14 protein-coding genes and 1 tRNA gene are annotated in these 12,040 nt (G+C 68.2%); 11 read left to right on the forward strand and 4 right to left on the reverse strand.

Translation table 11 applies throughout. The features are described from left to right. Positions 1-9: 9 nt before the first annotated feature. Positions 10-942, reverse strand: coding sequence for an SGNH/GDSL hydrolase family protein (locus tag BKN51_RS37765; RefSeq protein ID WP_101612130.1), 933 nt, complete (start codon positions 940-942; stop codon positions 10-12). 116 nt (positions 943-1,058) lie between these two features. Here BKN51_RS37765 and BKN51_RS37770 point away from each other — a divergent pair, with 116 nt between their 5' ends. Continuing rightward, complete coding sequence (locus BKN51_RS37770; RefSeq protein WP_101612131.1) at positions 1,059-1,274, forward strand: hypothetical protein; 216 nt, start codon at positions 1,059-1,061, stop codon at positions 1,272-1,274. A 45-nt stretch (positions 1,275-1,319) separates the two neighbouring features. Here BKN51_RS37770 and BKN51_RS37775 read toward each other — a convergent pair whose 3' ends face one another. Further along, positions 1,320-2,216 carry a TIGR03619 family F420-dependent LLM class oxidoreductase gene (locus tag BKN51_RS37775; RefSeq protein WP_101612132.1) on the reverse strand — a complete coding sequence of 299 codons (897 nt, stop codon included), beginning with the start codon at positions 2,214-2,216 and terminating at the stop codon, positions 1,320-1,322. Further along, positions 2,213-3,442: a pyridoxal phosphate-dependent aminotransferase gene (locus tag BKN51_RS37780; protein ID WP_101612133.1), complete on the reverse strand. Its 1,230-nt coding sequence runs from the start codon at positions 3,440-3,442 to the stop codon at positions 2,213-2,215. The genes BKN51_RS37775 and BKN51_RS37780 overlap by 4 nt, the downstream gene beginning before the upstream one ends. A gap of 207 nt (positions 3,443-3,649) precedes the next feature. Here BKN51_RS37780 and BKN51_RS37785 point away from each other — a divergent pair. The 6 genes from BKN51_RS37785 to BKN51_RS37810 all read left to right on the forward strand — a co-directional run bounded on the left by BKN51_RS37785 (position 3,650) and on the right by BKN51_RS37810 (position 7,287). After that, positions 3,650-3,722, forward strand: a tRNA-Trp gene (locus tag BKN51_RS37785). A 27-nt stretch (positions 3,723-3,749) separates the two neighbouring features. Then, positions 3,750-4,202 carry a preprotein translocase subunit SecE gene (secE, locus tag BKN51_RS37790; protein ID WP_101612134.1) on the forward strand — a complete coding sequence of 151 codons (453 nt, stop codon included), beginning with the start codon at positions 3,750-3,752 and terminating at the stop codon, positions 4,200-4,202. A 76-nt stretch (positions 4,203-4,278) separates the two neighbouring features. After that, positions 4,279-5,136: a transcription termination/antitermination protein NusG gene (nusG, locus tag BKN51_RS37795; RefSeq protein ID WP_101612135.1), complete on the forward strand. Its 858-nt coding sequence runs from the start codon at positions 4,279-4,281 to the stop codon at positions 5,134-5,136. 78 nt (positions 5,137-5,214) lie between these two features. After that, positions 5,215-5,649, forward strand: coding sequence for a 50S ribosomal protein L11 (rplK, locus tag BKN51_RS37800; RefSeq protein ID WP_076164368.1), 435 nt, complete (start codon positions 5,215-5,217; stop codon positions 5,647-5,649). A gap of 83 nt (positions 5,650-5,732) precedes the next feature. Then, the gene (rplA, locus tag BKN51_RS37805; RefSeq protein WP_101612136.1) at positions 5,733-6,446 is read left to right on the forward strand and encodes a 50S ribosomal protein L1; all 714 of its coding nucleotides are present in this window, start codon (positions 5,733-5,735) and stop codon (positions 6,444-6,446) included. A gap of 76 nt (positions 6,447-6,522) precedes the next feature. After that, positions 6,523-7,287 carry an alpha/beta fold hydrolase gene (locus BKN51_RS37810; protein WP_101612137.1) on the forward strand — a complete coding sequence of 255 codons (765 nt, stop codon included), beginning with the start codon at positions 6,523-6,525 and terminating at the stop codon, positions 7,285-7,287. An 88-nt stretch (positions 7,288-7,375) separates the two neighbouring features. Here the strand turns inward: BKN51_RS37810 and BKN51_RS37815 are convergent, their stop codons facing one another. Further along, positions 7,376-8,221, reverse strand: coding sequence for a hypothetical protein (locus BKN51_RS37815; protein WP_101612138.1), 846 nt, complete (start codon positions 8,219-8,221; stop codon positions 7,376-7,378). A gap of 328 nt (positions 8,222-8,549) precedes the next feature. Here BKN51_RS37815 and rplJ point away from each other — a divergent pair, with 328 nt between their 5' ends. The 4 genes from rplJ to BKN51_RS37835 all read left to right on the forward strand — a co-directional run bounded on the left by rplJ (position 8,550) and on the right by BKN51_RS37835 (position 12,038). Continuing rightward, positions 8,550-9,101, forward strand: a complete 552-nt coding sequence (gene rplJ, locus BKN51_RS37820) for a 50S ribosomal protein L10 (protein WP_101612139.1) — start codon at positions 8,550-8,552, stop codon at positions 9,099-9,101. A 48-nt stretch (positions 9,102-9,149) separates the two neighbouring features. Next, positions 9,150-9,536 carry a 50S ribosomal protein L7/L12 gene (rplL, locus tag BKN51_RS37825; RefSeq protein ID WP_101612140.1) on the forward strand — a complete coding sequence of 129 codons (387 nt, stop codon included), beginning with the start codon at positions 9,150-9,152 and terminating at the stop codon, positions 9,534-9,536. A gap of 541 nt (positions 9,537-10,077) precedes the next feature. Beyond that, complete coding sequence (locus BKN51_RS37830) at positions 10,078-11,247, forward strand: ABC transporter ATP-binding protein (protein ID WP_101612141.1); 1,170 nt, start codon at positions 10,078-10,080, stop codon at positions 11,245-11,247. A gap of 38 nt (positions 11,248-11,285) precedes the next feature. Then, positions 11,286-12,038, forward strand: coding sequence for an MlaE family ABC transporter permease (locus BKN51_RS37835; protein WP_101612142.1), 753 nt, complete (start codon positions 11,286-11,288; stop codon positions 12,036-12,038). Positions 12,039-12,040 lie beyond the last annotated feature (2 nt).

The following is a 12,040-nucleotide window of genomic DNA, read 5'->3' on the forward strand; positions in this document are numbered from 1 at the left end:
TGGACCTGGCTAAGCGAGCTTGAGCAGCTTCCCGATGACCTCCGCCATGCCTTCCTCGCCCCGGGCGTTCGGATGCAGCGGCGCCGCGGGGACCGCGGGCGCGGGGCCCTCGACCCATCGCCGGTTCGCGGCGCTGCACATGTCACGACCCTTGCTCGCGGTCGACATGTCGGCGAAGCCCGCGTCGTGCTTCTTCGCCGTCTCCTCCAGCGTGCTGTTCAGCAGCTCCAGCGAGTCGCGGAAGTAGGCGACGTCCCCCTCGCCGACCGGCAGGACCGGCCAACAGCCGGCGTTGTCGTCCGGAAGCGCCGTCGGGTACCCGACGACCACGACGCGCGCTTCGGGGGCCTTCGAGCGGATCTGGTCCAGAACGCCGCCGAGCCGATCCGCCGCGGCGGTGATCCGCTCGGCGAGCTGGTCGCGTCCGCCCGCGGTCAGTCGGGTCTTACAGGGCGAAGCGGTCTGGTGCTGCGTCGCGCACTGGCTCGCGAAGCCGACGAAGCCCACGTCGTTGCCGCCGATCCCGACCGTCACCAGCGTCGTGTCGCCATTGATCGCGTCGAGCTGCGGAGCGTTCGTGCCGTCCCGGGTCTTCTGCTCGCCGGTGAGGTGCTCGGTCGTGGCGCCGCCGCAGCTGACGTCGGCGAACTCGGCCGGACGCAGCGCCGCGGCGAGCAGGCTCGGGTAGTTGTTGTCCGAACGGTCGCAGCCCGCCGGCGCGCCCACGGGCCGTCCAGTGCCCGGCGACGCCGTGTAGGAGTCACCCAGAGCCACATATCGGCCCGCGCCATCCGAAGTGGTGACCCCCGCCGGTGTCACCGACGTCCCGCGCTCCCACAGGTGGTAAGCGATCCCCAGGACGGACAACACGATCACCAGGAACAGACAGCCGCCGCCAGTTCTCCGCTGCGTCACCCGTTCGTTGTACGCGACCCAGGTCACTCTTGTCATTGGTCCGACCGTCGGTGAATTACGCGTGAACGGGTGATCACCGGTTGCCTGAGACGTGGATCACGTTCAGGGTGGGCACGTACCCAGACCCGAGGAAAGGCGAAGACGTGAGCCTGAACTTGAACAAGCTGGTCGACAAGGCGTGGGAGGACAAAGGCATCAACGAGCTGCTGGACGCCCCGCCGTCCGCGCTCGAGGGCTTGACCAAGAAGCACGACGAACTCCTCGCGGAACTCAAGATCAAGACCGTCCGGGACCTCGGCAACTGGAAGTACGCCGCGAAGGCCCACGCACTCGTTCAGCTCGCCGACGGCGAATCCTGACCCCTGCTGCCATCCCTGAAGGCCCTTCCCTCCGGGGGAGGGCCTTCAGCCTTTCGGGACGAGTTCGCGCAGCTCAGCGGCGAGATCGAGGGCGTGGCCGACGTCCCGCGCGAGGTAATGCGGGTCGACGAAGGCCTCGGTGATCCCGGTTTCGGCGGCCTCTTCCAGCTTCGCCGCGACCTCCTTGAGGCCGGTGCCCGGCTTCGGATTGATCCGCAGCACCCGCCGCAGCGCACCGGGGTCTCGGCCCGCCTTCTCGGCCGAACTCACCACGGTCGCCCAGAGCTTCGCGAGGTAGGGCGCGGGCAGACCGGCAGGCAGCCAGCCGTCCGCGCGACGCCCGACGCGGTCCAGCGCCGCCTCCGACCCTCCGCCCAGCAGCACCGGCGGATGCGGGCTCTGTGCCGGCCGCAGTCCCACCTTCGACGCGGGGATCCGCCAGCGTTCGCCTTCGTGCTCGAAAGGGTCCTCGGTCCAGAACTTTCGTAGGATTTCGAGAAGCTCCTCCAGCTGCGCGCCGCGGCCCTTCCACGGGGTGCCTGTCGCGGTGTACTCGTCGCGTAGCCAGCCGGTGCCCAGCCCGACGTCCAGCCGTCCGCCGCTCACCTGATCCAGCGAAGTGAGCATCCGGGCGAGCACCACGGCCGGATACACCGTTCCGGTGAGCGTGCTGGTGCCGAGCCGGACCTTCTTCGTGACGCTCGCGGCCACCGTCAGCAGGATCAGCGGATCGGCGAAGGTGACGAATTCGGGCGGATACGGCCGTTCCGGGGTGCCGCCGGGGTAGAAGTCCGACGGCGAAACCGGGGCCAGCACCCGATCCCCGACCCACAAGGACTCGTACCCGAGTTCTTCGGCGGCCGTCGCGAAGCCGGTGACAGCGTCCATGGACGCCAGGGGACCGTACTGCGGAAGGGTGATTCCCAGGCGCATCACGGTCACCGTGCTTCCGCGAGCAGCCGGCCCATCCGGGTGATTCCCTCGGTGAGATCCTTTTCGGCCAGGGCATAGGAAATCCGGAAGTACCCGGGTGTCCCGAACGCTTCGCCGGGCACCACGGCGACCTCGGCCTCGCGCAGGATCAGATCGGCCAGCGCCACCGTGTCGGCCGGTCGCTCACCGCGGATCTCCTTGCCCAGCAAGGCTTTCATCGACGGGTAGAGGTAGAAGGCGCCGAGCGGCACCGGAGTTTCCACTCCCTCGATCCCGGAAAGCAGCGAAAGTGCCGTCTTGCGCCGTGAATCGAACGCGTCGCGCATCGCGAAAACGGCGTCGAGCGGACCGCTCACGGCCGCCAGCGCGGCCCGCTGCGCGACGTTCGAAACGTTGCCGCACAAGTGCGACTGGTACGCCGTCGCCGCCTTGACCACGTCCTGCGGACCGAGCAGCCAGCCCACTCGCCAGCCGGTCATCGAGTACGTTTTCGCGACCCCGTTGAGGACGATCGTCCGGTCGGCGAGTTCCGGGACCAGGACGGGCATCGAAGGCGCTTCGGCGCCGTCGTAGACCAGGTGCTCGTAGATCTCGTCGGTGATGACCCAGAGGCCGTTCTCGTGCGCCCAGCGCCCGATCGCTTCGACCTGTTCGCGTGGGTACACCGCGCCTGTCGGGTTCGACGGCGAGACGAACAGCAGCACCTTCGTGCGCGGCGTCCTGGCGGCTTCGAGCTGCTCGACGGTGACCAGGTAGCCCGTCGTCTCGTCCGCGGTCACCTGCACCGGGACGCCGCCGGCGAGGACGATCGACTCCGGGTAGGTCGTCCAGTACGGCGCGGGGAGCAGCACCTCGTCGCCCGGGTCGAGCAGCGTCGCGAACGCCGAGTAGACCGCCTGCTTGCCGCCGTTGGTCACCAGGACGCGGCCGGGGTCCACCTCGAACCCGGAGTCGCGGACGGTCTTCGCCGCGATCGCCTCGCGAAGCTCCGGCAGCCCGCCCGCGGCGGTGTAGCCGTGGTTCACCCTGTCCCGGACGGCCGCCTCGGCGGCTTCGAGCACGTTGGCCGGGGTCGGGAAGTCCGGCTGCCCGGCACCGAACCCGATCACCGGACGGCCCTGCGCCTTGAGCTCCCGAGCCTTCGCGTCGACGGCCAGCGTGGCCGACGGCGTGATGCCGCCGATGCGGGCAGAGACGCGTGAAGCCGGCGAAGGCGAGGGTGCGGGAGCGCTCATGGCGACATCGTGGCACGATCATGGGGTCGGCCGTGGGGGAGTTTCCTCACGGAAGGCTGCTCCGCGCCGCCTTTGAGGGGCGCGGTTGCGAAGCTGTTCGGGGGTTGCCGTAGACTTCTGGTCTCGGAACGCACTACGGTCATCCCCGCCACGGCGGTGGGGACGATGGAATGCGTCCTCGGGAGCTCCAGACCATCGGAGCTCCAAAGGGGTGTAGCTCAATTGGCAGAGCAGCGGTCTCCAAAACCGCAGGTTGCAGGTTCAAGTCCTGTCACCCCTGCGTAAGCGAACTGGTGAAGGCGGAGGAGTGGTCGTGAGCGACAGCGACGCCAGCGGTGATAAGGCGAAGGACGACGCCGGGCAGAAGCCCGACGAACAGTCCCGCCCGGTGACCGCCGCTGCCCGGCGTGAGCGCCGTGCGTCCGCGCGCCCGTCCGGGAAGGCCGACGCCAAGTCGGACGACAAGACCCGTCCCGCCGGCAAGGCGAAGGCCGGGGACAAGACCGAGAAGTCCAAGGACGCCAAGGGCGCGGCGACTCCGAAGCGCGACCGCAAGCCGAAGCAGGCGTCGATCTTCGCCCGGCTGATGCGCTTCATCCGCGAGGTCTGGGCCGAGCTGCGCAAGGTCATCTGGCCGAACCGCAAGCAGATGGTCACCTACACCGCGGTGGTGCTGGTCTTCGTGGTGTTCATGGTGGCGCTGGTGAGCGGCCTCGACCTGGCCTTCAAAGAGGTCGTCGGTGCCGTCTTCGGCAGCTGAGGCAGCCGGTCGCGGTGCTTGAGCGCACCGCACGGTGGCCTGCGCCACGGCAACCGATCAACTGAGAGGACGGAACGTGACCTCCGACAACGGCACAGCAGCCGGTCATGAGCTGACCGAGCTTTCCGACGAGCAGGTGCACGCGGCACTCGGCGACGAGCAGTCCGAGCACCTGGACTCCGTCGAGGTGCCCGCCGCAGGCGACGAGGTCGACGAAGCCGGAGATGTCGCGGAGGCCGAAGAGGCGTCCGACGAGACCGACGACAACGCAGCCGACGACACCGCCGCCGCCGAGCCCGAGGTCGACGAGAACCTCGACCCGGTCGAGAAGCTGCGCGCGGAACTCAACGCCGCTCCCGGTGAGTGGTACGTCGTGCACTCGTACGCGGGTTACGAGAACAAGGTGAAGACCAACCTCGAGACCCGTACTCAGACGCTGGACGTCGAGGACTACATCTTCCAGATCGAGGTCCCGACCGAAGAGGTCACCGAGATCAAGAACGGCCAGCGCAAGCAGGTGCAGCGCAAGGTGCTGCCCGGCTACATCCTGGTCCGGATGGACCTGAACGACGCCTCGTGGAGCGCGGTGCGCAACACGCCGGGCGTCACCGGGTTCGTCGGTGCCACGTCGCGTCCCTCGCCGCTGACGGTCGAAGAGGTGCTGAAGTTCCTCGCGCCCAAGGTCGAGGCCGCCGCGCCCGCAAAGTCCGGCAAGGGCGAGGCCGCCGCGTCGGAGTCGCAGCTGGGCGGCCCCGCGGTCGAGGTCGACTTCGAGATCGGCGAGTCGGTCACCGTCATGGACGGTCCGTTCGCGACGCTCCCCGCGACGATCTCCGAGGTCAACGTGGACGGGCAGAAGCTGAAGGTCCTGGTGTCGATCTTCGGCCGGGAGACCCCGGTCGAGCTGTCGTTCAACCAGGTCTCCAAGATCTGACGGCCGCCAGACGGCCGGCAGTCCCCGCGTACTGGCAGGTGTGCGGGGGACTCAAGTCAGTAAGAAGGAACAAACGAAATGCCACCCAAGAAGAAGAAGCTTGCGGCGATCATCAAGCTGCAGATCAAGGCGGGTGCGGCCAACCCCGCGCCGCCGGTCGGCCCCGCGCTGGGTCAGCACGGCGTCAACATCATGGAGTTCTGCAAGGCCTACAACGCCGCGACCGAGTCGCAGCGCGGGGACGTCGTCCCGGTCGAGATCTCCGTGTACGAAGACCGCTCGTTCGACTTCAAGCTCAAGACGCCGCCGGCCGCGAAGCTGCTGCTGAAGGCCGCGGGCGTGGAGAAGGGCTCCGGCGAGCCGCACAAGACCAAGGTCGCCAAGGTCACTTGGGACCAGGTCCGCGACATCGCGAAGACCAAGGAATCCGACCTGAACGCGCACGACGTCGACCAGGCCGCGAAGATCATCGCGGGCACCGCCCGCTCGATGGGCATCACGGTCGTCGACTGACGCTGTTTTCCAGCACCACGTGGGAGAGCCAGTGCCGGCTCCAACACCACACTGATCCGTTTTGAAGAGTTGAGGACAGAAGCATGACCAAGCACAGCAAGGCCTACCGTCAGGCCCTCGAGCTGGTGGACCGCGAGCGGCTGTACGCCCCGCTCGAGGCCGCGAAGCTGGCCAAGGAGACCTCCAAGTCGAAGATGGACGCCACCGTCGAGGTCGCCATGCGCCTCGGTGTCGACCCTCGTAAGGCCGACCAGATGGTCCGCGGCACCGTGAACCTGCCGCACGGCACCGGTAAGACCGCCCGCGTCATCGTTTTCGCCGTTGGTGACAAGGCCGCCGAGGCCGAAGCCGCCGGCGCGGACGTGGTCGGCACGGACGAACTGATCGAGCGCATCCAGGGTGGCTGGCTCGACTTCGACGCCGCGATCGCGACGCCGGACCAGATGGCCAAGGTCGGCCGCATCGCCCGCATCCTCGGCCCGCGTGGCCTGATGCCGAACCCGAAGACCGGCACCGTGACCCCCGCGGTCGCGAAGGCCGTGGCGGACATCAAGGGCGGTAAGATCAACTTCCGCGTCGACAAGCAGGCCAACCTGCACTTCGTGATCGGCAAGGCCTCGTTCGACACCGAGAAGCTGGTGGAGAACTACGCGGCCGCGCTGGACGAGATCCTGCGTGCCAAGCCGTCGTCGGCGAAGGGCCGCTACCTGCGCAAGGTCGTCGTCTCCACGACGATGGGCCCGGGTATCCCGGTCGACCCCGCCCGGACCCGCAACCTCCTTTCCGAGGACGCGTGAGTCTGAGTTAGACATCACTGAGAAAGGGGCGGTCCCGCTACGGCGGGGCCGCCCCTTCTTCGTGTTTGCTGGAGGGATGCCTACCTTCGCGTCGTTCGACGGGCTCCAGCTGAGGTACACCGCTTGGGAAGGCGAAGGGCGCCCCGTGCTGCTGCAGCACGGCTTCGCCGCGGACACGAACGCCAACTGGATCGCACCCGGCGTCGTCGACACTCTCCAGGACGCGGGACTGCCCGTGATCAGCCTCGACGCGCGTGGGCACGGTCGGTCGGCGAAACCGCACGACGAGGCGAGCTACGCCGCCGACGCGATGGTCCGCGATGTGTCGGCGCTGCTGGACGAGCTGGGCCTCGATGAGGTGTCGATGGTCGGCTACTCGATGGGCGCGATGATCGCGCTCGGCGCGGTGGCCGCCGACCCGCGGATCCGGTGCCTCGCGATCGGCGGGGTCGGCTCGGGGATCGTCGACTTCGGAGGCGTGGACACGCGAGTGGTCACGCCGGACGCGATCAGCGAAGCGCTGCTTTCGGAGGATCCGGCGACGCTTCCGCCGTCTTCGGCGCCTTTCCGGGTTTTGGCGGACGCCCTGCGCGCCGACCGGATCGCGCTGGCCGCCGTAGCGCGCGGGACCGCGAACCCGAAACTGGACCTGACGGCGATCTCCGTGCCGACCCTGATCCTGGCCGGGGACACCGACCCGCTGGCCGCCGAACCCGAACGCCTGGCCGCCGCCATCGCCGGCGCACGCCTCGTCCGCGTCCCCGGCGATCACATGACGGCCGTCATGCACCCCGCCTTCGGCTCCACGCTGGCGGCCTTCCTCACCGCGCACGACCTCTGACCCGAGTCGACTTTAGCCCCCTAATCGCGATCCGGTGGGCACGTGCGTTTCGCCCCCTAATCGCGATCCGGAGGTAGGAAGGCCCAGGTCAGTTGCCGGTGGGCGGGGCTGGGCAGGGCTCGGGGGAGTTCGCGTGCCCGGTGATCAGCCACTGGCCCATCTCGACTTCCTGCAGGGTGAAGCTGCCCAGCAGGGGGCCTCCGCGGATGCTGTACCAGCACGAGTGGATCGTCAGGTTCTGCCGCGGGACCACGCTCGACATCGGGCGCACGGCGTAGATGTACGGCGTGATGTCGGTGACCTTGGCGTTCAAGGCCGGGACGGCGGTGGCGCAGTCCGGATAGCCGAGATCCCTGGCGAACTGGGCCTGCGCCTGTTCGCTCATCGACAGGCAGACCTTCTCGACCCGGGTGGCGGGCGGGTACGGCTTGCCGATCGTGTCGTAGATGGCCCGCACGGCTTCCCAGGGATTGGTCGAAAGCACCTGGTTGGTGTGGTGTTTGCCGCCGCCGCCCTGAACGAACTCCGCGGTGGTCTGCCCGGCGTCGCTGGGGAAGAACTGCCGGTAGGCGATGGTGGCTCCGACGCAGATCAGCACGATCACGATCACCCAGGCCAGGAGCTTCCCGCCCATGCGTCGCAGCCAGCGCGGTACTCGCGGTCGAGGAGCCGGGACGAGCTCACCGGGAGGCGGTCCCGGAGGCGCAGGCGGCTGCGCGGCGTAGTGCTGGGTCACGGGCTGGCTGGGCTGTGACGGCACGAGGCCCTGCTGCTGCGCCTCGGTGAACTTCAGATAGTCCTGGAACTGCTGAAACTGCTGGAACTGGCGCAGTTGCTCGTCGTTCAGCTGAGGCGCGGGCTGACCTCCCGCCTTGGGCTCGATGTCCGTGCCGGGCTCGCTGCCCGGCTTTCCGTCATCACGCTGCTCCGCCACGTCACCATGATGCCCCGCGAACCCCCCGATGCACTCCGCCGGTCGCGTTTAGCCCGCTAAACGCGAGTTGGGAGGGGGTGCCGCCGGAGGTGAAAAGGGGTCGCGTACTCTTGTCAAGGTTCTACCGAAGACCGCTGGTCTTCTCCTGGTCATCTGGCCTGGAGAACGAAGGCCCCGCTAGGGCGGGCGACCCGCGCAGGAGGAACGAGGCTCGCCCGCGACGTATCCCGTCGCGTGCCCTGACGCCCCGCGCCTGTCTGCGCTGGGGCGTTTCGTCGTTTCAGGGCTCTCAAGGCCAGTGGACCACTAGCCAAGAGAGGAGGCGACCATGGCGAAGCCCGACAAGGAGGCGGCCGTCGCCGAGATCGCGGAGAGCTTCCGCAGCAGCTCGGCCACAGTCGTTACCCAGTACACCGGCCTCTCCGTGTCCCAGCTGTCCCAGCTGCGCCGCGCTCTCGGCACCAGTGCCAAGTACCGGGTCGCGAAGAACACCCTCGTCAAGCGTGCCGCCACGGACGCGGGCATCGAGGGCCTTGAAGACCTGTTCGTCGGCCCGACCGCCATCGCCTTCGTCGAAGGTGAAGCTGTTGACGCCGCGAAGGCGCTTCGCGACTTCGCGAAGGACAACAACGCGCTTGTGATCAAGGGCGGCTTCATGGACGGCAAGACGCTGTCCGTGGACGAGATCAACAAGATCGCCGATCTCGACAGCCGTGAGGTCCTGCTCGCCAAGGCGGCGGGCGCGTTCAAGGCGAAGCTGTCCCAGGCCGCCGCGCTGTTCCAGGCGCCGGCGTCCCAGGTCGCTCGCCTGGCTGCCGCGCTGGAGGACAAGCAGCGCAACGCCGGTACCGAAGCAGCCGAAGCACCCGCCGAGAGCTGAACACCCCCCACCCCGAACTTTTAGTTCGTTTCAGAGAGGAAAGCCACCATGGCGAAGCTGAGCACCACCGAGCTGATCGACGCCTTCAAGGAGCTCACCCTTCTTGAGCTGTCCGAGTTCGTCAAGGAATTCGAGACCACCTTCGACGTGACCGCGGCCGCCCCGGCTGCCGTCGTCGCCGCCGGCCCGGGTGCCGCCGCTGCCGCGCCGGTCGAGGAGCAGGACGAGTTCGACGTCGTCCTCGAGTCCGCTGGTGAGAAGAAGATCCAGGTCATCAAGGTCGTCCGTGAGGTCGTCTCGGGCCTGGGCCTGAAGGAGGCCAAGGAGCTGGTCGAGGCCGCTCCCAAGGCCCTCCTGGAGAAGGTCGACAAGGAGGCCGCCGAGGCCGCCAAGGAGAAGCTCGAGGCCGCGGGCGCCAAGATCGCCATCAAGTGATCTCGGGCGCGTCAGCGCCTACCGCAGCACCGTCGAAGGGGCGGGCATCCACACGGATGCCCGCCCCTTCGCTGTCCGCACCCCAGTCGGCCGGAGTGCGTTTAGCCCCCTAATCGCGACGCGTAGCCACGCTAAGCACCTGAGCGCCCCAAGGGCACCGGAGCGCGTTTAGCCCGCTAAAGGCGCTCCGGGAGGCCGGGGCAGAGGGGGCCGGAGGCACGCGGGCGGGAGGGGGTTGACCTGCGTTTAGCGGGCTAAACGCGACGCGAAACCGCCCCGACCTGGGAACGGAGCCGAGTTGTGGATCTGCGCCGAGGGGTGACGTGCACTACGGTGCCGCTAGCGGTGCACGGGCCGGAGCGGGCTGCGCGAAAAGTTACCCGCGGGTCTGGCCAGAAAAGAAAACTGGTGAGTAACCTGTTCGCACTCAGCTCGTTGCACCTGGTTGACGCGGGTATCGCTGCGCGGACGCATGCGCCCTCCCGAGCCAGTGGGACGGGAAGGCAGTGCGCGACGACGCGGAACAGCTCCTGGAGGTGCGATGGGTGCCGAGGTGGTCATCGAAGGTCTGAGCAAGTCCTTCGGTAAGCAGGCCATCTGGCGGGACGTCACGCTGACCCTGCCTCCGGGCGAGGTTTCGGCGATGCTCGGTCCGTCCGGAACCGGTAAGTCCGTCTTCTTGAAGTCGATGATCGGTCTGCTCAAGCCCGACAAGGGCCGGTGCATGATCAACGGCGTCGACATCGTGACGTGCTCCGAACACCAGCTCTACGAGGTGCGCAAGCTCTTCGGCGTCCTTTTCCAGGACGGCGCCCTCTTCGGCTCGATGAACCTCTACGACAACGTGGCGTTCCCCCTGCGGGAGCACACGAAGAAGTCGGAGACCGAGGTCCGCCGGATCGTGCTCGAGAAGCTCGAGATGACCGGTCTCAACGGCGCCGACAAGAAGCTCCCCGGCGAGATCTCCGGCGGTATGCGCAAGCGCGCCGGCCTCGCCCGCGCCCTGGTGCTGGACCCGCAGATCATCCTGGTCGACGAGCCGGACTCCGGCCTCGACCCGGTCCGCACCACCTACATCTCCCAGCTCTTCCTGGACGTCAACGCGCAGATCGACGCGACGTTCCTGATCGTCACGCACAACATCAACCTCGCCCGCACCGTCCCGGACAACCTGGGCATGCTCTTCCGCAAGGAACTGGTCATGTTCGGTCCGCGCGAGGTGCTGCTGACCAGCGAGGAGCCGGTCGTCAAGCAGTTCCTCAACGGCAAGATGGACGGCCCCATCGGCATGAGCGAGGAGAAGGACTCGGCCCAGCTCGCCGCCGAGCGCGCCATGTTCGAGGCCGGCCACCACTCGGGCGGTGTCGAGGACGTCAGCGGGGTGCCGCCGCAGATGCAGCCCACGCCCGGCGTGCCGACGCGGATGGGCGCGGTCCGCCGCAAGGACCGCGTCATGGAGATCCTCGGCGGTCTCCCGCACGAGGCCCAGCAGAGCATCATCGAGTCGCTCTCCCCGGAGGAACAGCAGCGCTACGGCGTCCGCCCGCAGCGCCTCGCCGCCGCGGGGCACCGTTCGCAGCAGAGCGACGGCTCCATGCCGAACCACCACCAGGGGCAGCTGCCCGACGACCAGGTCGCCTCCATCCCGCATCCGGGGAGACCGGGCAACCACCGCATGCGGCCACATGATCCGGGGTCAGGTGGCGCGTGAGCTCTCCCGCTTCATCGGCGAAGATTCCCGGCATCGGCATGTTGCGCGAGACCGGGAACCTGTTCGCTCTCGGCCTCGACATCGTTCGTGGCATCTTCCAGCGCCCGTTCCAGCTGCGGGAGTTCATCCAGCAGGCCTGGTTCATCGCGAGCGTCACGATCCTGCCGACGGCGCTCGTCGCGATCCCGTTCGGCGCGGTCATCTCGCTGCAGTTCGGTTCGCTCGCCCGCCAGCTCGGCGCCCAGTCCTACACGGGCGCCGGGTCGGTGCTCGCCACCGTGCAGCAGGCCAGTCCGCTGGTCACCGCGCTGCTGGTCGCGGGCGCCGGCGGTAGCGCCGTCTGCGCCGACATCGGCGCGCGGACGATCCGTGAAGAGATCGACGCCATGGAGGTGCTCGGCGTCTCCGCGGTACAGCGGCTGATCGTGCCGCGCGTGCTCGCGATGATGCTGGTGGCGCTCCTGCTGAACGGCATGGTCAGCGTCATCGGCGTGCTCGGCGGTTACTTCTTCAACGTCGTCCTCCAGGGCGGGACGCCGGGCGCGTACCTGGCGAGCTTCTCCGCACTGGCCCAGCTTCCCGACCTCTGGGTCGGCGAGCTGAAGGCGCTGATCTTCGGCTTCATCGCCGCGGTCGTCGCCTCCTACCGGGGACTGAACCCGTCCGGCGGCCCGAAGGGCGTCGGGGACGCGGTGAACCAGGCTGTGGTCATCACGTTCCTCATGCTGTTCGTGGTGAACTTCGTGATCACGCTGATCTACCTGCAGATCGTGCCCGGAAAGCTGGACTGACG

This window comes from Amycolatopsis sp. BJA-103 (assembly GCF_002849735.1).
GTDB lineage: Bacteria > Actinomycetota > Actinomycetes > Mycobacteriales > Pseudonocardiaceae > Amycolatopsis.

Bases quoted from the DNA above. Each gene is read 5' to 3' on its own strand.
- BKN51_RS37780 (WP_101612133.1), bottom strand. From the start codon at position 3,442: ATGAGCGCTCCCGCACCCTCGCCTTCGCCGGCTTCACGCGTCTCTGCC.
- rplK (WP_076164368.1), top strand. From the start codon at position 5,215: ATGCCACCCAAGAAGAAGAAGCTTGCGGCGATCATCAAGCTGCAGATC.
- rplA (WP_101612136.1), top strand. From the start codon at position 5,733: ATGACCAAGCACAGCAAGGCCTACCGTCAGGCCCTCGAGCTGGTGGAC.
- BKN51_RS37810 (WP_101612137.1), top strand. From the start codon at position 6,523: ATGCCTACCTTCGCGTCGTTCGACGGGCTCCAGCTGAGGTACACCGCT.
- rplJ (WP_101612139.1), top strand. From the start codon at position 8,550: ATGGCGAAGCCCGACAAGGAGGCGGCCGTCGCCGAGATCGCGGAGAGC.
- rplL (WP_101612140.1), top strand. From the start codon at position 9,150: ATGGCGAAGCTGAGCACCACCGAGCTGATCGACGCCTTCAAGGAGCTC.
- BKN51_RS37830 (WP_101612141.1), top strand. From the start codon at position 10,078: ATGGGTGCCGAGGTGGTCATCGAAGGTCTGAGCAAGTCCTTCGGTAAG.
- BKN51_RS37835 (WP_101612142.1), top strand. From the start codon at position 11,286: ATGTTGCGCGAGACCGGGAACCTGTTCGCTCTCGGCCTCGACATCGTT.